This window comes from Streptomyces sp. NBC_00086, from assembly GCF_026343255.1.
Taxonomy (GTDB): domain Bacteria; phylum Actinomycetota; class Actinomycetes; order Streptomycetales; family Streptomycetaceae; genus Streptomyces.
The window spans coordinates 7,272,682-7,295,589 of record NZ_JAPELZ010000001.1 but is presented as its reverse complement, the minus strand read 5'-3'; the positions used below and the strand labels follow the sequence as shown (position 1 = coordinate 7,295,589).

The 22,908-nt window shown below is 72.6% G+C and carries 17 protein-coding genes and 1 riboswitch; of the genes, 9 read left to right on the top strand and 8 right to left on the bottom strand.

Features of this window, described 5'->3' with window-relative positions; all coding sequences use genetic code 11:
• Positions 1–139: 139 nt before the first annotated feature.
• Entirely contained in the window at positions 140–2,218 is a 2,079-nt protein-coding gene (locus OG276_RS33060; RefSeq protein ID WP_266910995.1) for a calcium-binding protein, read from the top strand.
• Between the two features lie 179 nt (positions 2,219–2,397).
• Entirely contained in the window at positions 2,398–3,030 is a 633-nt protein-coding gene (locus OG276_RS33055; RefSeq protein ID WP_266910993.1) for a TIGR03086 family metal-binding protein, read from the top strand.
• A 23-nt stretch (positions 3,031–3,053) separates the two neighbouring features.
• On the opposite strand, the gene OG276_RS33050 is transcribed toward OG276_RS33055, so the two are convergent.
• Positions 3,054–4,091: a PP2C family protein-serine/threonine phosphatase gene (locus OG276_RS33050; RefSeq protein WP_266910991.1), complete on the bottom strand. Its 1,038-nt coding sequence runs from the start codon at positions 4,089–4,091 to the stop codon at positions 3,054–3,056.
• A gap of 203 nt (positions 4,092–4,294) precedes the next feature.
• Here OG276_RS33050 and OG276_RS33045 point away from each other — a divergent pair, with 203 nt between their 5' ends.
• Positions 4,295–5,344 carry a heme A synthase gene (locus OG276_RS33045; RefSeq protein WP_266910989.1) on the top strand — a complete coding sequence of 350 codons (1,050 nt, stop codon included), beginning with the start codon at positions 4,295–4,297 and terminating at the stop codon, positions 5,342–5,344.
• A 90-nt stretch (positions 5,345–5,434) separates the two neighbouring features.
• On the opposite strand, the gene OG276_RS33040 is transcribed toward OG276_RS33045, so the two are convergent.
• Together OG276_RS33040 and OG276_RS33035 are read right to left on the bottom strand one after the other, a co-directional pair.
• On the bottom strand, positions 5,435–6,697 hold the full coding sequence (locus tag OG276_RS33040) for an acyltransferase (RefSeq protein ID WP_266910987.1): 1,263 nt from the start codon (positions 6,695–6,697) through the stop codon (positions 5,435–5,437).
• A gap of 2 nt (positions 6,698–6,699) precedes the next feature.
• Positions 6,700–8,775 (bottom strand): bifunctional polysaccharide deacetylase/glycosyltransferase family 2 protein, encoded by a 2,076-nt coding sequence (locus tag OG276_RS33035; RefSeq protein ID WP_266913325.1) that lies wholly within the window; start codon positions 8,773–8,775, stop codon positions 6,700–6,702.
• A gap of 74 nt (positions 8,776–8,849) precedes the next feature.
• On the opposite strand from OG276_RS33035, the gene OG276_RS33030 reads away from it, so the two are divergent.
• Positions 8,850–9,506, top strand: coding sequence for a hypothetical protein (locus tag OG276_RS33030; protein WP_266910985.1), 657 nt, complete (start codon positions 8,850–8,852; stop codon positions 9,504–9,506).
• A gap of 346 nt (positions 9,507–9,852) precedes the next feature.
• Entirely contained in the window at positions 9,853–10,797 is a 945-nt protein-coding gene (locus OG276_RS33025) for a glycoside hydrolase family 16 protein (protein ID WP_266910983.1), read from the top strand.
• Positions 10,798–10,865: 68 nt separating this feature from the next.
• Here OG276_RS33025 and OG276_RS33020 read toward each other — a convergent pair whose 3' ends face one another.
• Together OG276_RS33020 and OG276_RS33015 are read right to left on the bottom strand one after the other, a co-directional pair.
• Positions 10,866–13,217, bottom strand: a complete 2,352-nt coding sequence (locus OG276_RS33020) for an ABC transporter permease (protein WP_266910981.1) — start codon at positions 13,215–13,217, stop codon at positions 10,866–10,868.
• Positions 13,218–13,294: 77 nt separating this feature from the next.
• On the bottom strand, positions 13,295–13,987 hold the full coding sequence (locus OG276_RS33015) for an ABC transporter ATP-binding protein (RefSeq protein ID WP_266910979.1): 693 nt from the start codon (positions 13,985–13,987) through the stop codon (positions 13,295–13,297).
• A 228-nt stretch (positions 13,988–14,215) separates the two neighbouring features.
• Between OG276_RS33015 and OG276_RS33010 the strand changes: the two genes are divergently transcribed.
• Both OG276_RS33010 and OG276_RS33005 read left to right on the top strand, forming a co-directional pair.
• Positions 14,216–15,508, top strand: a complete 1,293-nt coding sequence (locus tag OG276_RS33010) for a sensor histidine kinase (protein WP_266910977.1) — start codon at positions 14,216–14,218, stop codon at positions 15,506–15,508.
• The gene (locus tag OG276_RS33005) at positions 15,505–16,191 is read left to right on the top strand and encodes a response regulator transcription factor (protein WP_266910975.1); all 687 of its coding nucleotides are present in this window, start codon (positions 15,505–15,507) and stop codon (positions 16,189–16,191) included. The genes OG276_RS33010 and OG276_RS33005 overlap by 4 nt, the downstream gene beginning before the upstream one ends.
• 59 nt (positions 16,192–16,250) lie before the next feature.
• On the opposite strand, the gene OG276_RS33000 is transcribed toward OG276_RS33005, so the two are convergent.
• Both OG276_RS33000 and OG276_RS32995 read right to left on the bottom strand, forming a co-directional pair.
• Positions 16,251–16,979, bottom strand: a complete 729-nt coding sequence (locus OG276_RS33000) for a hypothetical protein (RefSeq protein ID WP_266910973.1) — start codon at positions 16,977–16,979, stop codon at positions 16,251–16,253.
• A gap of 110 nt (positions 16,980–17,089) precedes the next feature.
• Positions 17,090–17,560 (bottom strand): hypothetical protein, encoded by a 471-nt coding sequence (locus tag OG276_RS32995; protein WP_266910971.1) that lies wholly within the window; start codon positions 17,558–17,560, stop codon positions 17,090–17,092.
• Positions 17,561–17,778: 218 nt separating this feature from the next.
• Here OG276_RS32995 and OG276_RS32990 point away from each other — a divergent pair, with 218 nt between their 5' ends.
• A complete protein-coding gene (locus tag OG276_RS32990; RefSeq protein ID WP_266910969.1) occupies positions 17,779–19,068 on the top strand; it encodes a DUF2254 family protein in 1,290 nt (429 codons plus the stop codon).
• A gap of 54 nt (positions 19,069–19,122) precedes the next feature.
• On the opposite strand, the gene metE is transcribed toward OG276_RS32990, so the two are convergent.
• Positions 19,123–21,450, bottom strand: coding sequence for a 5-methyltetrahydropteroyltriglutamate--homocysteine S-methyltransferase (gene metE / locus OG276_RS32985; RefSeq protein WP_266910967.1), 2,328 nt, complete (start codon positions 21,448–21,450; stop codon positions 19,123–19,125).
• 168 nt (positions 21,451–21,618) lie between these two features.
• Positions 21,619–21,845: riboswitch (cobalamin riboswitch) on the bottom strand.
• Between the two features lie 237 nt (positions 21,846–22,082).
• On the opposite strand from metE, the gene OG276_RS32980 reads away from it, so the two are divergent.
• The gene (locus tag OG276_RS32980) at positions 22,083–22,574 is read left to right on the top strand and encodes a DUF1269 domain-containing protein (RefSeq protein WP_266910965.1); all 492 of its coding nucleotides are present in this window, start codon (positions 22,083–22,085) and stop codon (positions 22,572–22,574) included.
• Positions 22,575–22,908 lie beyond the last annotated feature (334 nt).

Here is a 22,908-nt window from a genome sequence, read left to right as displayed (position 1 = left end):
GTTCGCCCAGTTCGCCCACGGGAGTGGATCCCCTCCCTCAGGCGGCTTAGCCCGGCCCCCGCCTCGGCCGTCGGGCGCGCGTCCGGCACGAAGCTGCTGCCTGCTCACTGCCCGGCGCGACTCGGAGGTCCGTACGCCCATGACCCACGCACACCCCATGCCACCCGAGGGGCGCCGCCGCCCCGCCCGCGCCGGTGGAAGGGCGGCCACGGTGGCGGCAGCCGCCCTGACGCTGCTCCTCGCACTACCCGGTACGGCGCTGGCGGCCCCTGGGGACCTGGACCCCTCCTTCGCCGACTCCGGCAGGGTCCAGACGTACTTCCCCGACGACGGCGGCCCGTGGGACTACGCCGAGGGTCTGGACGTCGCCCGGCAGGGCGACGGCAAGCTGGTCGTGGCCGGCCGCGTCACGGGGCCGGGCGTCCCGTTCGACATGGCGCTGATCCGGTACAACGCCAACGGCAGCGTCGATACCGGCTTCGGTGGCGGTGACGGCCGGGTGACCAGCGATTTCGGGGGTGACGACCAGGCCGAGGCGGTGGCGGTACAGCCCTCCGACGGGAAGATCGTGGTCGCCGGCCGGACGGAGGTCGCGGACGAGGGCGGCGGCTGCTGCTTCTTCTCCCTCGCCCGCTACAACACCGACGGCTCCCCCGACCAGAACTTCGGCACCGCCGGCCTCGTGCGCGTCGAATCGTTCGGGAATGCCTCGGGGGCCGCCGACCTGGTCGTCCAGCCGGACGGAAAGATCCTCGCGGTGGGCCTCAGCGGCGGGGCGGGCTTCGCGCTCGCCCGCCTGAACGCGGACGGCAGTCCCGACCCTTCCTTCGGCGGGGACGGCACGGTGGTGGCGGGCTTCGCTCCTGCCTTCCCCGGTGACGCGGGCGGCCAGGCCACCGGCTTGGCGCTCCAGCCGGACGGCAGGTTCGTCGCGGTGGGCTCCGTGGGCAGCACGGCCTTCGACTTCGGAGTGGCCCGCTACCTGTCCAACGGCAGCCTCGACACCTCCTTCAGCGGCGACGGCATGGCCACCGCCGACTTCGGCGGTACGGACTTCGGCCGGGCCGTGGCGGTCCGGTCCGACGGTGCGGTCGTCGCCGCCGGGACGACCAACACCGGCTTCGCACTGGCCCGGTTCACCGCGGACGGCAGTCCCGACCCCGCCTTCGGCACCGGCGGCCGGGTCACCACCGTCTGGCCCCTCAGCACGGCGGTGGCGTACGACATGACGCTCCAGCAGGACGGGAAGATCCTCGTCGGCGGCACGGCCGACGACCCGGACAGCCAGGAGGCCTCCGACTTCGCCCTCGCCCGCTACCTGCCGAACGGCACCCTGGACACCGGCTTCGGCGGCGGTGACGGCCGGGTGTACACCGGCATGCTGGGCGGGGAGGAGATCCGGGGGCTGCTCGTACAGCCCGACGGGAAGATCGTGGCCGCGGGCCTGGCCGGGCTGGGCGCCTTCGGCATCGCCCGCTACGAAGGCGGCGGCAGCACCCCGCCCCCGCCGGCCGCCGACCTGTCGGTGACGAAGACCGGCACGACGACCGTGAGCATCGGTGACCAGGCCTCGTACACGGTCCGGGTCACCAACGCCTCGACGTCCACCGCGACCGCGACGGGCGTGACGCTCACCGACACCCTCTCGGGAGCCGGCGGCACTCTCCTGTCGGCCGTCCCCTCCCAGGGCACCTGCACGACCACGGCGACCAGCGCGAACTGCGTCCTCGGCAGCCTCGCACCGGGCGCGAGCGCCACGGTCACGGTGACGGCCGAACCGCGTGCCACCGGCACCCTGACGAACACCGCCTCCGCCACCGCCACGCCCCAGGACCCGAACCCGGCCAACAACAGCGCCGGCGCCTCGACCTCGGTGAACAACTCCCGCGGCTGCACGATCATCGGCACCAGCGGTACGGACACCCTGAACGGCGGCTACTTCAACGACATCATCTGCGCCCTCAGCGGCAACGACACCGTCCGCGCGAGCTACGGCAACGACACCGTCCACGGCGGGCCCGGCAACGACAACATCGACGGGGGCTTCGGCGACGACACGCTGAGTGGAGGCCCGGGCAACGACACCCTCACGGGCTACTACGGCAACGACCGCCTGACCACCACCGACGGCGTCGGCGCCAACGACACCGCCGACGGCGGCATGGGCTCCGACACCTGCACCACCGACCCGGGCGACACCCGCATCAGCTGCCCCTGAGCGTGTCGCTGCGCACCTAGGGCCCCTGGGCGCCCCCCGGCTCACATGATGCTCGGGAGGGGTTCGTTCCCCTCCCGAGCCGAGTCGTCCCTCCGGGGGAGATTTCCGCTCGCGTCGCGATGAGTTCGGGCACCGCCGCCGGTCTACCCTCCAGACCCATGGCCCCGAAGGAGCGGCAGATGACCGGTAGGACACTTCTCGACCTCGGACCGCAAGCCCGGATCGTGGCCCGTCTCGCGGCGGGCGTCCCGGACGCCCGGCTCACCGACCCGACGCCCTGCCCCGAGTACGCGGTCGGCAACCTGCTGGGCCACCTCGCCGGCCTCGCCACCGCCTTCCGTGACGCCGCCCGCAAGGACCTGGGCTCCACCACGGACACGGCCCCCGACACGGCCGTGCCCTCCCTCCCCGCCGGCTGGCGCGAGGAACTGCCCCGGGTCCTCGGCGAACTGGCCGAGGCCTGGCGGGATCCGGCCGCCTGGACCGGCATGACCCGCGCGGGCGGCGTGGACCTGCCGGCCGAGATCGCGGGTGTGGTGGCCGTCGACGAACTGGTGATCCACGGCTGGGACCTGGCCCGGGCCACCGGCCAGGAGTACGCACCCGATCGGGCCGCGCTGGACACCTCGTACGCGTTCCTCCTGGAATCGGCGGGGGAAGAGGGCGACGGCGGGGACATCTTCGGCCCCGTGGTCCCCGTACCGGACGACGCACCGCTGCTGGACCGGGCGGTCGGGCTGAGCGGACGCGATCCGGGCTGGACGGGCGGTACGGGCGGTACGGGTCAAGGCGCGGGGCAGCCTGCCGGCTGACCGCCCCGGGGCAGCGCCTGCCCTCAGGGCGCGCACAGGCGTACGGCGAGGGCGGCGATGTCGTCGTCGAGGCGCCCTCTGCTGTAGCGGAGCAGATCACGGTGCAGAGCCGTGAGCAGATCGCGGGGCGGGGCCGCCGGCTGCCGGCGCATCCAGGTCGTCAGCGGGAAGAACTCGCCGTCGCGGGCGCGGGCTTCGGCGATCCCGTCGGTGTACAGGAGCAGTACGTCGCCGAGGGCGAAGTCGAAGGTGTCGACGCTGTACCGATCGCCGATCAGCTCCGCGAGGCTGAGGAGCGGGGACGGGTCGCCCGGGTCCAGGACACGGAGTTTCCCTCGGTTCAGGATCAGCGGCGGTGGGTGCCCGCAGTTGAGGATGTCGATGCGTCCGCCCTCGTGCGGGATCTCGACGAGGAGCGCGGTGGCGAAGCGCTCCATCGGCCCCTCGGGGGGAAAGGCGGCGTTGTACCGCGTGCTGCTGGCGTCCAGCCTGCGTGCGACGCTCATCAGGGAGCGCTCTCCGAAGGCCGCCTCCCGGAAGGCGTTGACGATCGCCGCGGCCGCCCCCACCGCCGGAAGGCCCTTGCCCCGCACGTCACCGATGAGGAGCCGGACCCCGTAGGGCGTGTCGACGCCTTCGTAGAAGTCCCCGCCGATACGGGCCTCCGCCGCGGCCGCCAGATACAGCGACTCGATCTCGATGCCGCCGATGCGGTGCGGCATGGGGCTCAGCACCACCTGCTGCGCCGCGTCGGCGACGAGCCGCACCTGGAGGAGCGTGCGCTCCCGCTGGAGCCGGACGTGGCTTCCGTACGCGGCGGCCACGGTCACCGCGATGATCCCGGAGGCCGTCCACCACGTCCCCAGGTCGGGGAAGACGAGGCTGAGGCCGATCATCAGGAGGAGGCAGACCGTCCCGAGCAGGACGGTGGGGAGCACCGGCCACATGGCGGCGGCGAGGGCCGGCGCAGCGGGCAGGAGACGGCTGAAGGCCATTTCCGGCGGGGTCGTGTAAGCGAAGCTGGCGATGACGACGGTCAGGATGACCGGTGACAGCCGCACAAGCCATCCCTGGCCGGGGCGCCTGAGGAGCCGGGGCCGTCCAGACTCGATCACGTTTCCCAGAATATAGGTGAAATCAGGATAAAGCGCTCCGACGGGCAGCGGCAGGGCAGGAAGCACGCCCCTCCGGACCGGGCGGACCCGCGGCGTACCCTGAGGTCCCGCACCGCGCCGCGTCCCGGCGACTTCGAGGAAGGCTGATCGTGCGCACTCCCTTCTCATGGCTTGCCGGCAGGTACTCGCTCGGAGCGAGAAGCGTCAGAGTCGCCGCACTGGGTTCGGTCGTGGCGAGCATCGCGATCATCGTGACCGGCGGGATCGTCCGCGTCACCGGCTCCGGTCTCGGCTGCACGGACTGGCCCATGTGTACGGGAGAGACGCTGGCCCCCACCGCGGAGATGGGGGTGCACGGCGCCATCGAATTCGGGAACCGGCTCCTGACCGGGGCGCTGTGCGCGGTGGTGGGCTGGGTCATCATCACCGCACGGCTCCAGGAGAAGCCGATGCCCGCGGTGCTGCGCGGAGGCTGGGCGCAGTTCTGGATCGTCGTGCTCAACGCGGTCGTCGGTGGAGTGACCGTATGGATGCGGCTGAGCCCGTACATCGTTGCCGCACACTTCCTCGCCGCCACGCTGCTGCTCACCGCCGCGGTGTACACCTGGCATGCGGCGTACGCCGATGCCGATGCCGATGCCGATGCCGCCGGCGGTGCCGGGCTCGGCGCGCGGGGCGGCGATGACCAGGGTCCGACCGGCGTGCCGGTCCCCCTCGCGCCGCGTTCCGCCGCGCGGATCCGGTCGCTGTCGGCGGCCTTGGTCGCGGTGACGGCCCTGCTGGTCGTGGTGGGCACGCTCGCCACCGGCTCCGGTCCGCACGCGGGCGACTCTTCCGACGTGGCGCGGATGCCCTTCGACTGGACGGCCGTGACCATCGTCCACGGCATGCTGGCCGGGGCGGTCCTGGTCCTGGCCGTAGCCCTGCTCCGCGCACTGCCCGAGGACGGCTTCGGCGCCGCGCGCCGCAAGACGGCCGTCTTCCTGGCCGTACTCCTGGGCCAGGGGCTCGTGGGACTGGTCCAGTCGGTGACGGCCCTGCCCTCGCTCCTCGTGATGCTCCACCTGCTGGGCGCGGCGCTCGTTTGGACCGGAGTTCTCCAGGTGCACTTCACGGTCAAGAGGGCCGGTTCCGGCCGTTCGGGTCCGCTGGTCGGCACACCGCTGCCGCGTGCGCGGGGCGCAGCGGCCCACGCCTGATCAGCAGGGTCCCGTTCCCTGTCCCGGGAACGGCCGAGGGGCCGCTTCGGATCGCTCCGGAGCGGCCCCTGGATGCCGGTGCGGCCCCCGTCACTCGGTGGAGCGGCGCCTGCCCCGTTGGCGGCGCGGGTACGGCAGGAGCCGTGGTGAGCGTTTGGCGGCCACGTCCTCGACCCAGCCGAAGGTCAGGACCAGGAGGCCGACCAGCGGGATCGCCACCAGCAGGGTGAACCACTGGCTGGCCAGCAGCCACTGGAGGTTGTCGTAGAAGAAGGGGACGCTCCAGAGGGGGTCGATCAGCGGGATCGCGGCCACCAGTGCCACCTGGTGCCACAGGTAGACGCTGACCGCGCGCGAGTTGAGCAGGCTGACCAGGCCGTTCCAGCGTTCCAGCAGCCTGGGCCACTGGTCCCAGGAAGGGCTGACGTGGAGCAGGATGGCGACGAAGCCCAGGGACCACAGGGCCTGCGCGATCGGCCAGGCCTCGATGTCGGTGTGCACGGTCGGGTCGACCGGGCGGGTCTGCAGGTACCAGAGGGCGGCCACCATGACCAGCGGGGCGATGGACGGCAGGACGTACTGCGGGATCCTCTTGAGCAGCCCTTCCTGGTGGGCCATGCCGAGGATCCAGCAGGAGCCGAACATGGTGAAGTCGTTGGCGGTCTCCCAGACCCGGCCGTAGATGAACTCCTGGTCGGCGAAGAAGGAGTTCATGACGATGAGCAGCGCCAGGGGGCTGAACAGCGTCACCCACGGAAGCCGTCGCAGCGCCCAGAGCATCAGCGGTGAGAGCAGCACGTACCAGAGGTAGGCCCGCAGGTACCAGAGCGGGACGGTGATCTGCAGGGCCCAGCCGCCTTCCACCAGGCCGAAACCGGGCAGGGCGTCCGCGTACGGCGGAGTGCTCAGCGGGAGGATCCAGAACGCCAGCTTGGTCCACCACCAGGTGGGGTGGCCGTCGGAGTCGGGGCCCCAGCCGTCGATGATCTGGAGGGTGATCAGGACGGCGCCGAACAGCCACATCGGCGGCAGCAGGCGGCGCAGTCGGCCGCGGATCACTCCGAGCGCGGGACGGCTGAGCGAGCGGGCCATCAGGGAGCCGGCCAGCGCGAACATCACGCCCATCGACGGAAAGACGAGGGGCAGCCAGAACCATCCGAAGTTGTGGTAGATCATCACGCGGACCAGGGCCAGCGCGCGCAGCAGGTCGAGGTAGCGGTCGCGGCCGCCCTTGCGCGGGGACGGCGCCTGCGGCTCCGGCTCCGGATCGGGCTCCTGCCGCTGGCGCAGGACGGCGGGGATCCTCAGCTGGACGGTGTCCTGATGACGCCCGAGGTCTGTGTATGCGGTCATGATCAGGCCTCCACCGGTACTGCGACCTCGCCGGTGCGCCGGAGCTTCTGCCAGCGCAGCCGGCCGCCGGTCATCGCCGTGATCGCGGACTGCAGCAGGACGATGTACATCAGCTGCCGGTAGACCAGTTGCTGGATCGGCAGGCTGATCAGGTACCAGGGCTTCTCGTGGTCGAGGTGGAAGGCGTACCAGGACAGCACGGCCTGGAGCAGGATGAAGCCGCCCCAGCTGGTGAGGGTGATCCCGGCGTCCCCGAAGAGCACGCCGTACAGCAGGAACAGGTCGACCAGCGGCGCCAGCAGCGGGGCGATCACGCCGAACAGCACGACGAGCGGCAGTCCGACCCGGCCGAAGCGCCCGGCCGGCCCGCGGGAGGTCACCGCGCCGCGGTGCTTCCACATCGCCTGCATGCTGCCGTAGCTCCAGCGGTACCGCTGGGACCAGAGCTGCTGGAGGCTGGCGGGAGCCTCGGTCCAGGCGCGGGCGTTCTCGGCGTAGACGATCCGCCAGCCGTCGCAGAGGACCGCGATGGTGATGTCGGTGTCCTCGGCGAGGGTGTCGTCGCTCATCCCGCCGACCCGTCGCAGCGCCTCCTTGCGGAAGGAGCCGACCGCGCCGGGGATGGTCTGGATGACGTTCAGCATGTCGTACATCCGGCGGTCCAGGTTGTGGCCGAGGACGTACTCGATGTGCTGCCAGGCGCCGATCAGGCTGTCGCGGTTGCCGACCTTGGCATTGCCCGCGACGGCGCCGATCTCCGGGTCGCCGAAGGGCTGGACCAGCTCGCGCACGGTGGACGGCTCGAAGACGGTGTCGCCGTCCATCATCACGATGATGTCGTACGAGGCGGCCGCGATACCGGTGTTGAGCGCGCTGGACTTGCCGCCGTTGACCTTGCGGATCAGCCGGACGAACGGGAGGCCCATCGCTTCGACGATGTCGGCGGTGCCGTCCGAGGAGCCGTCATCGATGACGATCACCTCGATCGGATGGTCGCTGACGGCAAGGGAGTTGAGGGTGTTGGCTATGCACTCGCGCTCGTTGTAGGCCGGGACCAGCACGGTGACCGGCCCGGTGACGGGCGGTCCCCAGGCGTCCCGCTTCTTGGCGCGGCGGGCGTGGAGCGGTGCGAGCACGAGCATCAGCCCGAACCGGCCGAAGTTGAGGAAGCCGACGAGGGCCAGCAGCCCGACCAGCACCGGCAGGGTCTGCACGGCGAACTGGGTGGCCCAGATGTAGCCCTTGCCCGCCCACAGTTGGTATCCGGTCACCGGCACGGTGGCGCTGGAGGCGCCGAGTGCGTCGGAGATGGTGGTGAAGCGGTAGCCCTGGGCCTGCAGCTTGTCGATGATCTGCTCGAGCGCGGCGATGGTCTGGGTACGGTCGCCACCCGCGTCGTGCAGCAGGATCAGCGCGCCCGCACCGGGCTTGGCCGGCATGGCCGCCTTGACGATCTCCTCGACTCCGGGCCGCTTCCAGTCGTCGGTGTCCCGGTCGATGAACGCGGTGAGGTAGCCGCGCGCACCCACGTACTTGATCACCGGATAGTTCCAGTCGTCCATCGCCGTGGCGTCGGAGGAGTACGGCGGGCGGAACAGCGCGCTGTGGACGCCCGCGACGCCGGCCAGCGCGAGCTGTGTCTGCGCCAGCTCCCAGCTGATCCGGGTCTTGGACTGGTACACCAGGTCGGGGTGGGTGAAGGTGTGGACGCCGAGTTCGTGGCCGCCCGCGACGATCTGCCGGATCAGCTCCGGGTTGCGCGTGGTCATGGCGCCGGTCACGAAGAAGTCCGCACGGACGTCACGGGCCGCGAGCACGTCCAGGATCTTCGGAGTCCACTGCGGCGAGGGACCGTCGTCGAAGCTCAGGACCGCGGTGCGGTCGGGGATGTGATAGCTCACGGGCTTCGCGTTCTTGCTGCCGCGCGCGTCGATGACCGGACCGCCCTTGAGCAGGTCGTTCGGCACGGTGGTCTTGTCGACCGAGATCGCGATCCGATCGTCGTGGAACGCCTCGTTGGTGGCGAGGCCGCGCAGGACGAGAAGCGCGAGCAGGCAGGCCAACAGCGACAGCGGCATGACGAAGCGCAGCGGCGGCGCGGCCAGTCGGCGCGGCCTCAGCAGGGACTGCCGGCGGCGCTGATGGCGGGACAATGACGCTCCTGGAGATGGGTGGTGCGGACGATCAGGGGTTCTCGGACGGCCGGTCCGAAGAGCCTGCCCCGGGCGGGGCGGTGGCCGTGGGGTTCGGTGTGATCGCCACCGGACGGGGAGTGGCGGCCGGGGGTTTCGGCTTGGTGGCCGGGGGCTTCGAGGTGGCGGCCGAGGGCTCCGACGAAGCGGCCGACGGCTTCGGTTTGGTGACCGGAGTCTTCGACGGAGTGGGCGAGGGCTTCGTCCGGGGTGAGGCGGACCGCGTGGCCGTCCCGGGTGAAGATGACCCGGACGGCGCCGACGGCGCGGATCGCGCGGTCGACAGGGTGGGCGACGGCGCGGTCCCGGATGAGCCCGGCGAGGCGGGCGACCGCGAGGGTTGCACGGGTATGCCCATCGCCGGGGCTTCCGCCTGCATGCCGATCAGGCTGCTGCCCATGGCGATCGCCAGGATCGCGCCGACCACGGAGACCGGCCAGCCGAGGCCCCGGAGCAGACGGCCGCGCAGACCCGACTGGTCGACGAAAACCGGTGCGGGTGCGGGCTCGTCAAAGCCCGGCTCTGACATTTCAGGCTGTGCCTGCCGTGCCGACCCGCGTTCAATGGAAGGTATGACTGAGCGCACCTTGCGAGGCCTTTCAGGGCAGGGTACGTAGACCGCGGGATGGCAGGGCGAACGCTAGTGCACCGGGCGGAATCGACTTGGGCTCGATGTCTGCTTTTGGAGCGTTCTGACCAGGCTCCGTAATCGGATTGAAATGCCAATTGGCAGTACCAGTCAGTAGATTCCCACGCACGGTCCCCGATAGCCGACCGGAGCATGATCGGCCGCACCAAATTCGTCTAGACCATTTCACCGAGGCCCCATTGCCGGGACCCGGTGGCCGGGGTTCCGCGGGTCGCCGCGAACCTTAAGATGACCCCCTCATGTGATCAGTCATTGATCCTCATGCACAGGGCGTGTCCAGGTACCGCCTCTACGCCCACCCCCAAGGAGCCCGTGTGAGTCAGCCCCGCCGCACCTCTCGACACCGCGCGTGGACCGCGCTCACACTGCCCGCCCTCCTGTGCGTACTGGCGGCGTGTTCGGGCAGTCCCACCAGTGACGCCGCCGCGTCGCGCACCCCCAGCGCCTCGCCGACCCCGTCCGGACCGCCCGGAACCCTGTTCGACGACTTCCGGTACAGCGGTCCCGAAGACCCCTCGCTCGCCGCCAACGGCTGGGAGGTCCGTGCAGGTGGGGGCGGCCCGGGGATCAAGGACACCTGGTCCGGCGGCGGCGCCGGCTTCCCCACCGACCCGACCGCTCAGGGCGGCCGGGTACTGCAGCTCCAGTCCTCCACCGACGGCACCAAGCAGGGCACCAAGCAGGCCGAGGTGCAGACCACCGGCACCCCGCTCTTCACCGGCACCTTCGCCGCCCGGGTCTACCTGAGCGACAAGCCCGTCAGCGGCCGCAACGGCGATCACGTCGTCGAGACCTTCTTCCCGATCTCCGCCTCGGACTCCTCGCCGAACTACAGCGAGCTCGATTACGAGTACCTGCCGAACGGCGGCTGGGGTTCGGTGGGTCCGCAACTCGACACCACGAGTTGGTTCAAGGCCGATCCGCCGGACCGGGTCACCCGCGCGCTCAAGAAGCAGCGCCTTGAGGGCTGGCACATCATGATGATCACTTTCATGGACGGGAAAGCCACCTATTCGCTGGACGGCAAGGATCTGTTCACCAGCTCCGGCAAATACGTCCCGCGCGAGAAGATGGACATGCATTTCAGCAACTGGTTCATCGACCTTCCCTTCACCGGCGGTTCACGGACGTGGAACATGAAGGTCAACTGGTTCTATTACAAGGCCGATGAGGCCGTTTCCCACGCCGATGTCAAGAACACCGTGGACGGTTTCTACAGCGCCGGCACCCACCACATCAACACCGTGCCGAAGTCCTGACCCCCGGCCCGGAGTGAGCCGGGCCGGCCGGGCCGCCCCCGGCCGGCCCGGCTCACTCCGCCCGCACCTCACTCCGCCCGCAGCGCCCGCGCCGTCCGCGTCCGCGCCGCCCACGCGGCCGGCAGCAGCGCTCCCGCCACCGCGATCAGCGCCCCGGCCGGCGCCAACGCCCCCAGCAGCAGGGGGCCGTAGACGTCCACGTCCGCCGGCGGGATCGTGGTGCCGACGGCCCGACCCATCTCCGGCATCACCCAGCCGTGCAGGGCCACCCCGAGCGGAACGCCAACCGCCCCTGCGGCGAGGCCGATCGCGCCCACCGAGGTGAGGACCTGCACGACCGTCTGCCGGGGCGTCATCCCCAGCGCCTTGAACACCCCGAGGTCGCGCACCCGGTCCCGGGTGTCCAGCACCACGGTGTTGAGCACCCCCAGGCAGGCCACGGCCACCAGCATCAGCGTGAGCATCCCGATCAGGGCCTGCATCGCGCGGATCACGCTCGACTTGCCCGGCCCGGCGGCCTCGGCTTCCGCGCCGAGCGGCTTCAGCGCGGCGTTCAGGGACTCGACGTAGCGCCCGGTGTCCGTCCCGGAGGTCAGCCGGACGGTGAAGTCGCTCGGCAGGTACCGGCTCCCCAGCCCCGCGACCGAGTCCATGCCCGTGCGCAGGGCCATCCCCTGGTCGCCGAGGTCGAAAACCTCCCCGACGATCCGCAGCCGGACGGTGCGGCCCTGCTCCGACAGGACCACGGTGCCGCCCAGTTCAATGCCCGTGGCCCGGAGGAAGCGGGTCGCGGCGACCGCCTCGCCCGGGCCGCCGAACCAGCGGCCGGACACCATCGTGTGGTCGGCGCCGGGGGCGTCGCCCTCGTACGCCACCAGGGGCGCGCCGCCCTTCAGCCCCGCCACCGACACCTGTGTCCTGGCGGTCCGGTACGAGGACGCGGTCCCGGGCCGGGCTCCGATCACGGCGGAGATCGCCGCGGGGTCGGCGGGCGTCCGGGGCGTGCTCGCCGGGCCCTCACCGGGCCGGGCCAGCGAACGGACCGTCACCTCGCCGCCCCGGTCCGGGTCCCCGTCCTGCTGGATCGCGACGAGCGTGCTGCCCAGCCCCACCGCGAAGGTCACCGCGAGCGCGCCGAACGCGACGGCCGCCGCCATCGTCGCCGAGCGTGCCGGGCGGGCGAACGGGCTCGCCAGCCCGAGGCCGACCGCACGCGGCAGCGGCAGCCGGCCGAGCAGGTACCGCACCCGGCGCCCCCGCCCGCCCCCGGCGCCCCGGCCCATCGCGAGCACCTGCGCGGTGCGCAGCCGGGCCGCCCGCAGCGCGGGCACCGAAGCCGTGAGCGCCACCAGGGCCAGGGCGCCGGCGGGCACCGCGAGGTTCACCCAGAGCGGGATGAGCGCGGCCCCGGTCCCGTACGACTGCGCCACCTCCGCCATCAGGGGGACGGCAAGGAGGTTGCCCAGCAGCACGCCCGGCACGGCTCCGGCGGCGGCGGGGATCAGCGCCTGGGCCACGTACGCCCGGCCCACTTGGAGCGGGGTGAAGCCGAGCGACTTCAGGATGCCGATGCGCCGGGTCGCGGCGCCGACCGCGCCGCTCACCACGATGCCGATCACCAGCACCGACATGCAAAGGCCCAGCGCCGCGAACGCGGTCACGAAGGGGACGTAGGCCGCCGTGTTCTCCTGGGCCGACTGCCGCACGTCGAGGTAGGACTGGGATCCGGTGACGGCCCCCGGCGCCAGCGCCCCGGCGATCGCGTCGCGGGCACGCCCGACGGCGGCGGCGGTGCCGGCGTCGGTGAGCCGATACAGCATCTGGCGGCCCGCCCGACCCCCGTCGAGGCCGCCCAGTTGCGCGGGCACAACCCATGCGTCGGCGCTCTCGCCCACCGACTCGGCGACGCCGACCACCGTGAGCACCGTACCGCCGGAGCCGCCGGAGTCCCCCGTCCCTCCCGTCTCCAGGCGCGTCCCGGGCCGCACTCCGGGCTGCCGCGAGCCGGCCTCCAGCACGATCTCGCCGGGCGCGGTGGCCCACCGGCCCTCCACCAGCGCGACGCGGTCCACCCCGCCCCCGGCGGACGCCCGTCCCGCCACGGTCAGGGGCGGCGGCTGGAAGCCGGGCGGCCTGTCGCCCGTCGGTCTCAAGCGTACGGAGGTGACGGCGAACGGCCCCTCCGCATCTGCGACCCCGGGTATCCGGGCGGTGTCCGCCACCTGCCCGGCGGTCACCGCGGAACCCTCGAACTGCACGGTGAGGTGCGCCCCTTGCTGCCGGTCGAAGGCCCGGTCGAAGGGTGCCCGGGAGGCGACCAGCAATCCGAGGGCGAGGACCGACGCGGCGACCGAGATGAGCGCCGTGAGGACCATCACCGCCGTCTGCGCGCGGCGCCGCCCCACCCCGGCGCGCACCACCCGTCCCAGTGCTCCGCCGCGCCGCCGGCCGCTCCCGGGGACCGTCCGTCCACCGCGTCGCCGGTACCCCGGCCGGCTCATCGCCGTACCGCCGTGACATCGCGCGCGATGCGCCCGTCGACGAGTTCGATGGTGCGGGTCGCGCACGCTTCGGCCAGCGCCAGGTCGTGCGTGACCAGCACGATCGTCTGGCCGGCCGCGTTCAGCTCGCGCAGCAGGTCGCGTACGTCGGCGCCCGACGCGCTGTCCAGGGCGCCCGTCGGCTCGTCGGCGAGGAGCAGCGCCGGACGGTTCATCAGGGCCCGTGCGACGGCCACGCGCTGCCGCTCGCCGCCCGACAGCCGGCCGGGAAAGGCCCGGGCGTGCCGGTCGATGCCCAGGTGTGCCAGCAGTTCGGCGGCCCGGGCCGCGGACTCGGTGCGGGGCATCCCGGAGAGCTGGGCGGGCAGCAGCACGTTGTCCAGAACGGTGAGGTCGTCCAGGAGGTTGAAGAACTGGAAGACCATGCCGATCCGGGAGCGCCGGTACTTCGCGGACGCGGTCTCGGTCAGCCCGTCCACCCGCACCCCCTCGACGCTCACGCTGCCCTCGCCGGGCCGGTCCAGACCCGCGATCAGGTTGAGCAGCGTGGACTTGCCGCTGCCGGAGGGGCCGAGCACGGCGAGCGCCTCCCCCTCCCGCACCCGCAGGCTGATCCCGGCCAGCACGGGCGGGCCGGCGCCGTACGTCATGCTCACCCCGCGCACGTCGATGAGGTGGTCGTCGGTCATGGATCCTCCACGGTTCCTGCGTCCTCGGGCGGCGCCCGGATCCGCTGCCCGGTCGCCGCCCCGACGCTAGGAGCCGGGCTCCCGGCGCCGCGTCGGCACCGGTGGGGACCTTCCGTACCGTGTCCGGACGACGCCCCGCGGCGTCATCCCCGCGATGTAGTCGGGAGGCGGAGGCCACTGGTACCCGCGGCTGATCCGCGGCCGCCCGGCTCTGGGCACACTGGTCCGATGCGCACAAGAGACGCCCTCGTCCGCCGGGCCCGCGACCTGCGACCCGCCGGGGCGCCGCCGCGGCTCTCGCGCCCGTCGTGGGCGTTCGACTCGGTCATCGCCCTGGTGCTCGCGGTGTACACGGTCATCGGTGACCTCAACCGGTCGTACGTGGAGGCCCAGGCGGGGCCCGACGTCGCCGTGCCGCCCCCGGCACGGCTGCCGTCGCCGCCCGCCGTGCCGCATCCCGTACCGGTCGTGGAGCACACCCTGCCTCCCGTGGAGCCCTGGGAACTCCTGGCCGCCGTACTGACGGCCCTGCCGCTGCTGATGCGCCGCCGGTACCCGCTGGCCGCCTACTGGGCCGTGATGGGCGCGACGCTGCTGCTGCACCGGGGAGCGGCCGCCGCGGACGCCACCACGGTCACGTTCGCCTCGGGCCTGATCGCGGCGTACAGCGCTGCGGTGTACAGCCCCCACCGCAAGGCCGTTGCGGGGTCCCTGATCGCGGGAGCCGTGCTGTACGCGGTCTTCCCCCTGGTCCCCGACGTGGACAAGGGGTTGGTCCCCGTACTGGTCCTGCTCCCGGTCGGCCTCGCCGCGCACGGCATCCACACCTGGAGGCAGCGGGCCCGGGCCCTTGAGGCGGAGCAGCGTGCGGCGCTGCGGCGCGCCGTGGACCAGGAGCGGTCGCGGATCGCCCGGGAGCTGCACGACGTGGTCACCCACAACGTGAGCATGATGACCATTCAGACCGGCGCCGCGCGCAAGGTGCTGGACGCCGATCCGGACCGGGCCAGGGAGGCGCTGCTGGCGGTGGAGGCCGCGGGGCGGTCGGCGATGTCGGAACTGCGCCAGGTGATGGGCCTGCTCACCATGACCTCCGACGGCCCCGACCCGGCCGCCGACGCGGACCTCGCGCCGCAACCCGGCCTGGACCGGCTGCCGGAGCTCGCGGACCGGGTGCGCGACGGCGGCGTGCCGGTGGAACTGACGGTGCGCGGCGCCCCGGCCCGGCTCCCGGGGGGTGTGGACCTGGCCGCGTACCGGGTCGTGCAGGAGGCGCTGACGAACACGGTCAAGCACGCGGCGGGCGCCGCCGTTTCGGTCCTGGTGCAGTACGCGCCCGGGGAGCTGCGGGTGGAGGTGACCGACAGCGGCGGCCGCCCGCGGCCTCCGGGGCCGGGCGGCGGTCGGGGCCTGGCCGGCCTGCGCGAACGGCTCGCGCTCTACGGCGGCACCCTGGACACGGGCCCGCGGCCCGGCGGAGGATTCCGGGTCCGCGCCGTCCTCCCGGTGGAGGGTCCATGACCGGGACACCGCGTGTGGTGATCGTCGACGACCAGGCCCTGGTCCGAACCGGCTTCGGGATGATCCTCGCGGCCGACGGCATCGAGGTGGTCGGTGAGGCCGCCGACGGGGAAGAGGCGGTCGCCGTGGTCCGGCGCACCCGGCCCGACGTGGTCCTGATGGACATCCGGATGCCCGGGACCGACGGTCTGGAGGCCACGCGCCGCATCCTTCGTCCCGAGGGCCCGGCGCCCCGGATCGTCATCCTCACGACCTATGACCTCGACCGGTACGTCTACGCCGCCCTCAGCGCAGGGGCCAGCGGCTTCCTGCTGAAGGACGTCACCCCCGAGCACCTGGCGGCCGCGGTCCGGCTGGTGCGCTCCGGCGACGCCCTGTTGGCCCCGGCCATCACCCGCCGGCTGGTGGAGCGCTTCGCCGGCGCCGACGACCGTGCCGCTCCCCTCCACCGGGACCTGTCCGCGCTCACCCCGCGCGAGCTGGAGTTCCTCGAAGCCCTGGCCCGCGGCCTCAGCAACGCCGAACTGGCCGGCCGCTTCCACGTCAGCGAGGCCACGGCCAAGACGCACGTCGCCCGCATCCTCGCCAAACTCCGCCTCCGCGACCGCGCCCAGGCGGTGATCGCGGCCTACGAGACGGGCTTGGTCACCCCGGCCGCACCGGGGAGCGCCCCTCCGCCCTGACCCCGGGCGAGAGCGGTGGTCAGGAGGGAGGGGCAGGTGAGCCCGCCCCTCCCCGTGGCTCAGTGAGCGTGGCCGTCGTTGTGGGGCGGCTGCGAAGGAGCGGGCCGCGCGGTCGCCGAGGCGCCGGGGGCGGGCGCCGCCGGGCTCGCCGGGGTGGCGGCGGGGGCGTGGTCGTCCGCCGCGGGTTCTTCGCCGGTGCCGTGGCTGTGGCCGCCGCCGGGCGCGCTCTCCATCGAGGCCGCGACTTCGCGCAGGCCCAGGAAGGCGAGTGCGGCGGTGACGAGGACGGCCAGGCCGACGAGGCCGAAGATCCGCCGCGCCGGGGTGTCGGCGTCCTTGATCACGTAGGCGACGAAGGAGACGACGAGTCCGGCGGGGACGAGGACGGCGCCTCTGGCGGGGAAATCGTCGAAGTGCTGGAGGCCGCCGCTGAGCATGCCGATGCCGAAGGACAGCAGCAGCGAGGCGCCCATCACCAGCAGCAGCCGGGGCAGCCCGGGACGCTCCCTGGCGAGCACGAACTCGTTGAGGACGGTCGCGGCGAGGAAGACGAGGGCGCCGTACACGGCGATGCGGGTGTAGCGGTCGGGGTCGAGCGGGTGGTGGACCACGGCGCCGCTGATGAGGCCGGCGCCGACGAAGTAGCCGACGTAGCCGAGGTACCGGGCGGCCAGGGACCGCTTCCGGGCCAGGCCGGCGTGGTGTTTGCGCCGGGCGGCGCGTCCCGTGGCGGGAGAGTCCGGCGAGGTGTCCGCGGTCCGGGCGCCGAGGAGCTGGGGCGAAGTCACGTACGAGTTCCTTTGATGCTGCGTGCACGGCTCATCACCCCGTCACCCACCTGAGGGCGGGCCGGGGTCTGCGATGAGAGTCGGGTCAGAACGGGACGGAACGCCCGGTCCTATACCTGCTGCACCACGGAGCCGAGGACGCTTCGCAAGGGCGGAAGGCCGCACGGAACGGTCGGCGCCCACGAGCCCGGCCGCAGCGCGGCCACGGCGGGGGACGGATCGCCGAGGGGAACCAGCGCAGGCTCGGGCAGCTCCGCACCCTGCTGGGGATGACCGGAGACGCACGCTTCGGCGGGGTGATCGTGCCCACCGCCGCCACCATCGTCGTGCCCGCGGGGCGCCTCGGCGCCGTGAGGGTCGGCGCTGTCGCCGCGGTCGCCGACGCCGGCACTGCCATCAACGATGGCATCCAGGTGCGCCACGGGCACGGCGCCCCGGGCGACGTGCGCCGAGGCACTGTCGGCTCCGGCGGCGTGCGTGTAGAGGAAGGCGAACAGCAGGGCGGCCAGCCACAGCAGCCGCAGCGCACCCGCCGGACGGCGGGCCCGCTTCGCGCCGGATGCAGCTCGGGCCGTGATCATGCCAGGACCCTATCCGGCGGCCGGAATCCGCTGTATGGCGGCCCCGTTGACGCGAGGCGTACGGCCGTTGTCGGTTTCGCCGCACGCGATGACCGCGCCCAGGCACCGAGACTCCCCCCGACATAGGACGTATACGGCATTTCGCCGCCCGCTCTCGTGGCTCCCGTGGTTGCATCCTCATCGGAAGGGTGCGTTCACCAGGACCTGGAGGAGGCTGGATGTCCGGCTCGGCTGACGACCCCACGCGCCCGTGGACCCGGGACCGCCGACTCGGGCGGAGCGCCTCGCCGCGCCCTCCCTCGCGCACGGTGCGCCGGGATCTCGCCCAGCTCTTCTGCGCGGTCGGCGGGGTGGCCCTGGGGATGCTGCTCCCCACGCTCTCGCTGGGCCCCCAGGTGGATGCCGGACCCGTGGTGACGCTCCTGTTCACCCTCGGGTTCGGCGTCATCAGCCTGGTGAGCATCATCTACTCGATGCTGTTCCTGGTCATCCAGTTCTCCGCCAGCACCTTCACCCCGCGCCTCGGCCTCTTCCGGGACGACCCGATCGTGTGGCGCGCGTTCGCCTTCACCGTCGGCGTGTTCGTCTTCAGCATCACCTCGGGGCTGGCCATCGGGGCCCGCAGGACGACCGTGTCGACCCTCGTTCCCGGCACCGCCATGGTGCTCACCCTGATCGCGCTCGCCCTCATGCGGACCCTGCAGACGAGAGCCTTTCACTCGATCCAGCTCGGCCACTCCCTGAGCGCGATCGCCACGCGCGCGCACCGGCTGTTCGATGACGTGTACGTACGGCCGTACGACCCGGAAGCGGCCACGGTCGCGGCCACGGCCGCACCCACGTGCCACGCCTCGCCTCCCCCGGCGGCCGGTGCCACCGCCGTCCTCTGGTCCGGACCGGCCGTGGTGGTCCAGCAGATCGACGTACGCGCCCTGGTCGGCCTGGCCAGGGAGCACGACTGCTCCATCACCTTCCTCGTCGCCCCCGGAGCGACCGTGTCGCGGGGCATGACGCTCGCCGAGGTGACCGGCGGCGAGCTCCCCGAGGCGGCGCTGCGCGGCGCCCTGGAGACCGGGGTCGAGCGCACCTTCGACCAGGACCCCGACCTGCCCTTCAGGCTCCTCGCCGACATCGCGCTGCGCGCGCTCTCCCCGGCCGTCAACGACCCGGCCACCGCGGTGGAGAGCATGGACCGGCTCGAAGACCTGCTGACCCGCCTCGCCGGCGTGGAGCTGGGCATCGGCCACTTCGCCGACGAGGGCGGACGGTCGCGGGTCACGCTCCCGGTGCCGGACTGGGAGCGTTACGTGCGCACGGCCGTCGACGACCTGCTCTTCTCCGCCGCCGGCTCCCCGATGGCCCTGCGCAGGATGCGCGACCTGCTGAGCAGGCTGGCGGAGCGGATCCCTGAAGGTCGGCGCGGGATCGTACGGGACCGGCTGCAGTGGGTCGACCGGGCGGGGAGCGAGCGGTACCCCCTCATCTGGGCCGCCTCACCCGGCGGGTAGAGCCGCCCCCCGGCCGGCACCCGGGCGCCCCGGATGCCGGCCGCCCCACGGAGGTCAGGCGCTCGGCGCCACCTCCGAGCGCACCCTGCGGGCCGCCTCGACGAGGTTCTCCAGCGAGGCCCGCGTCTCGGGCCAGCCGCGGGTCTTCAGGCCGCAGTCGGGGTTGACCCAGAGGCGTTCGGCCGGGATCGCCCCAAGTCCCTTGCGCAGCAGGGTCGCCGCTTCCCCGGCCGAGGGGATGCGGGGAGAGTGGATGTCCCAGACGCCGGGGCCGACCTCGCGCGGGTAGCCCGCGCCGGCGAGTTCGTCCGCGACCTGCATGTGGGAGCGGGCCGCCTCCAGGCTGATGACGTCCGCGTCGAGGTTCTCGATGGCCTCGACGATGTCCCCGAACTCCGCGTAGCACATGTGGGTGTGGATCTGGGTGTCCGGACGGACGCCGCTGGTGGTGAGGCGGAAGGATTCCGTGGCCCACGCCAGGTAGCCGGCGTGGTCGGCGGCGCGCAGCGGCAGGGTTTCACGCAGGGCGGGCTCGTCGACCTGGATGACGGAGGTGCCGGCGGCCTCCAGGTCGGCCACCTCGTCGCGGAGCGCCAGCGCGACCTGGCGGGCGGTGGCGGCGAGCGGCTGGTCGTCGCGGACGAAGGACCAGGCGAGCATGGTGACGGGGCCGGTGAGCATGCCCTTGACCGGCTTGGCCGTCTGCTCCTGGGCGTACGCGGTCCAGCGCACGGTCATCGGGTCGGGGCGCGAGATGTCTCCGGCGAGGACCGGCGGGCGGACGTAGCGGGTGCCGTAGGACTGGACCCAGCCGTGCCGGGTGGCGAGGTAGCCGGTCAGCTGTTCGGCGAAGTACTGGACCATGTCGCTGCGTTCGGGCTCTCCGTGTACGAGTACGTCGAGGCCGGCCTTCTCCTGGAAGGCGACGACCTCGCGGATCTCGGCCCGGATGCGGTCCTCGTAGGCCGCCGTGTCGATGCGTCCCGCGCGCAGGTCGGCGCGGGCGGTGCGCAGTTCCGTGGTCTGCGGGAAGGAGCCGATGGTGGTGGTGGGAAGGAGCGGCAGGCCGAGGTGGGCGCGCTGGGCGGCGGCCCGTTCGGCGTAGGCGGGGAGGCGGCGGCCGTCGGTGTCGGTGATCGCGGCGGTGCGGGCGCGGACGGCCGGGTCGTGGGTGATCCGGGAGGCGGCGCGGGAGGCCAGGTCGGCCCGGTTCGCGGCGAGTTCGGCCGCGATCGCGTCGGTGCCCCGGGCGAGTCCGCGGGCCAGCGTGCTGATCTCGGTGCTCTTCTGCCGGGCGAAGGCGAGCCAGCGCCCGATCTGCGGGTCGGTGTCCCGCTCGGCGTCCGCGTCGAGGGGGACGTGCAGCAGGGAGCAGGACGCGGCGACGTCGACCCGGCCCGCGAGGCCGAGCAGGGTGCCCAGGGTCGCCAGTGACTGCTGGTAGTCATTGATCCAGATGTTGCGGCCGTTGACCACGCCCGCGACCAGGCGCTTGCCGGGGATGCCGCCGGCCGCGGCGAGGTCGTCGAGGTTGGCGGCGGCCCGGTCGGTGAAGTCGAGGGCGAGGCCCTCCACGGGCGCCTTCGCCAGTACGGGCAGCGCTTCGCCGAGCCGGTCGAAGTAGGAGGCGACGAGCAGCTTGGGGCGCTGGGCGAGGCTGAGGCCGCCGAGTTCGCGGTAGGCGCGGGCCGCCGCGTTCAGTTCGGCCGGGGTGCGGTCCTGGACCAGGGCCGGTTCGTCGAGCTGGACCCAGGCGGCGCCGGCAGCGCGCAGTTCGGTGATGACCCGTGCGTAGACGGGGAGCAGCCGGTCGAGGAGGGCCAGCGGATCGAAGCCGGGGGGCGTGCCGGGTGCGGGCTTGGCGAGGAGGAGGTAGGTCACAGGTCCGACCAGGACCGGGCGGGCCCTGTGGCCGAGGGCCAGGGCCTCCTTCAACTCGGCCACCTGCCGGGCGGGTTCGGCGGTGAAGACGGTGTCGGGACCCAGTTCGGGCACCAGGTAGTGGTAGTTGGTGTCGAACCACTTGGTCATCTCCAGCGGGGCCACGTCCTGGGTGCCCCGCGCCATCGCGAAGTAGCCGTCCAGGGCGTCCGCCGCGACGGCGGACCGGTGGCGGTCGGGGATCGCGCCGACCATGACCGTGGTGTCCAGGACGTGGTCGTAGTACGAGAAGTCGCCGGTGGGAACCTCGGTGATGCCGGCCTCGGCGAGCCGGGCCCAGTTGGTCCGGCGCAGGTCGCGGGCCGTGGCGCGGAGGGCTTCGGCGGTGACGCGGCCCTTCCAGTAGCCCTCGACCGCCTTCTTCAGTTCCCGGTTCTGTCCCTGGCGGGGGTACCCGTACACGGTGGCCCCTACGGGCGCGGCTGCGGACTCGGTGGTCACGGAACTCTCCTTCGCGAGCGTGTCTCCATGGCCCGGTGACGGGTCGCGGACGCGAAGGGTGCGGGAACGGGCGGGTGTTGGGGTCGCGTACGGCTCGGTACGCGACGGGAGGATCCGCCTGAAGCACGCCGACCCGCCCACGAGGTCACCGGGAAACCGTGCGCGGTCGTTCGCGCACGGGCAACGGGCAGGTCTTCGGACTCGCGGGCTCGCCTGCCGGTCTCCCGGCGGGCACCTAATGGCCGTCGCTTCCCAGGACCGCTTCCGGTCCCAGTGCGTATGACGGCGGTCGTTCCCGCTCACCGCTGCGGGGCAGTCCCGGATTCCCACCGGGTTCCCTCTTACGACGCATCCCGCCTGGCGGACGGGGGCGAACCAGCTGCGAGGCCCACAGTAGGGCGGACGCCCGGTGAATGAACACGACTTCCCGCATGCCGGACGGTGAGATGAGACACGGAGAGGCCTGCCGAGAAGCAAGCGGGGCGCGCGGACGGCCGGGTACGGCCGAACGGGCGAGTGACGCTGACGGCCCGGCAGATGACATGGAGTCACGACTATACCAATTGTGGTGGATTGTCTGATTCTAGGGTGTACTGGACACCGGCAACACCGTCCAGGAACTGGAGCGTTACGTGGCATCCACCACTCTCACCGTCTGGAAGTTCCCCACTCCCGAGGGGGCCCAGCAGGCGGAGTCCGCCCTGCTCGCCCTGCAGAAGGAACAGCTCATACAGGTGCACGACGCCGCGGTCGTCACCTGGCACGAAGACGCCAGGAAGCCGAAGACCCAGCAGTTGAACAGCCTCACGGGAGCCGGCGCGCTGTCCGGCACCTTCTGGGGGATGCTCTTCGGGCTCCTGTTCTTCGTGCCGCTGCTCGGCGCCGCCGTGGGTGCGGCAGCCGGGGCCATCGGTGGATCGCTGTCCGACGTCGGGATCGACGACCAGTTCATCGACGACGTGAAGTCCGAGGTGAAGCCCGGGACTTCCGCACTGTTCCTGCTCTCCTCCGACGCCGTGGTCGAGCGGGTGCGCGCCTCCTTCCCCGGCGGGCAGGCGCAGCTGATCCGCTCCAACCTCTCCGGCACGCAGGAGCAGCAGCTCCGCGAGGTCTTCGCGGCCTGAGACCCACCCGTCGCCGCGACGTCTCGGCCCGGACCGGTGGGTCTCCTCCCCCGGATCCGGGCCGCAGCGGTGTGCGCGCCGCCCTCGGCACCGCACTCGGGTACTGGCCCCGCACGCCCCGCCCGGCCCGCCGCGCCCCGGACTCCACCCCGGCCGCGGCGGCCCGGGCGGGGCGTTTCGCGTCCCCGCCGGAGGGGACCTTTGGCCCGGCCCGTGGGACCAAAGACCCGGATTGGGCCCCTGAGCTGCTGTTAGCGTTGAGGTGTCGCCGCCCGTGAGTGCACTGCGCTCGCCCATTCGATGGCCGATGGCCGCGACCGCGTATGCCGTATGC

Excerpts from the sequence above, each read along its gene's own strand:
- OG276_RS33060 (WP_266910995.1), top strand. The coding sequence starts at position 140 with ATGACCCACGCACACCCCATGCCACCCGAGGGGCGCCGCCGCCCCGCC.
- OG276_RS33055 (WP_266910993.1), top strand. The coding sequence starts at position 2,398 with ATGACCGGTAGGACACTTCTCGACCTCGGACCGCAAGCCCGGATCGTG.
- OG276_RS33040 (WP_266910987.1), bottom strand. The coding sequence starts at position 6,697 with ATGACCGCATACACAGACCTCGGGCGTCATCAGGACACCGTCCAGCTG.
- OG276_RS33035 (WP_266913325.1), bottom strand. The coding sequence starts at position 8,775 with ATGCCGCTGTCGCTGTTGGCCTGCCTGCTCGCGCTTCTCGTCCTGCGC.
- OG276_RS33030 (WP_266910985.1), top strand. The coding sequence starts at position 8,850 with ATGACGCTCCTGGAGATGGGTGGTGCGGACGATCAGGGGTTCTCGGAC.
- OG276_RS33015 (WP_266910979.1), bottom strand. The coding sequence starts at position 13,987 with ATGACCGACGACCACCTCATCGACGTGCGCGGGGTGAGCATGACGTAC.
- OG276_RS33010 (WP_266910977.1), top strand. The coding sequence starts at position 14,216 with ATGCGCACAAGAGACGCCCTCGTCCGCCGGGCCCGCGACCTGCGACCC.
- OG276_RS33005 (WP_266910975.1), top strand. The coding sequence starts at position 15,505 with ATGACCGGGACACCGCGTGTGGTGATCGTCGACGACCAGGCCCTGGTC.
- OG276_RS32995 (WP_266910971.1), bottom strand. The coding sequence starts at position 17,560 with ATGATCACGGCCCGAGCTGCATCCGGCGCGAAGCGGGCCCGCCGTCCG.
- OG276_RS32990 (WP_266910969.1), top strand. The coding sequence starts at position 17,779 with ATGTCCGGCTCGGCTGACGACCCCACGCGCCCGTGGACCCGGGACCGC.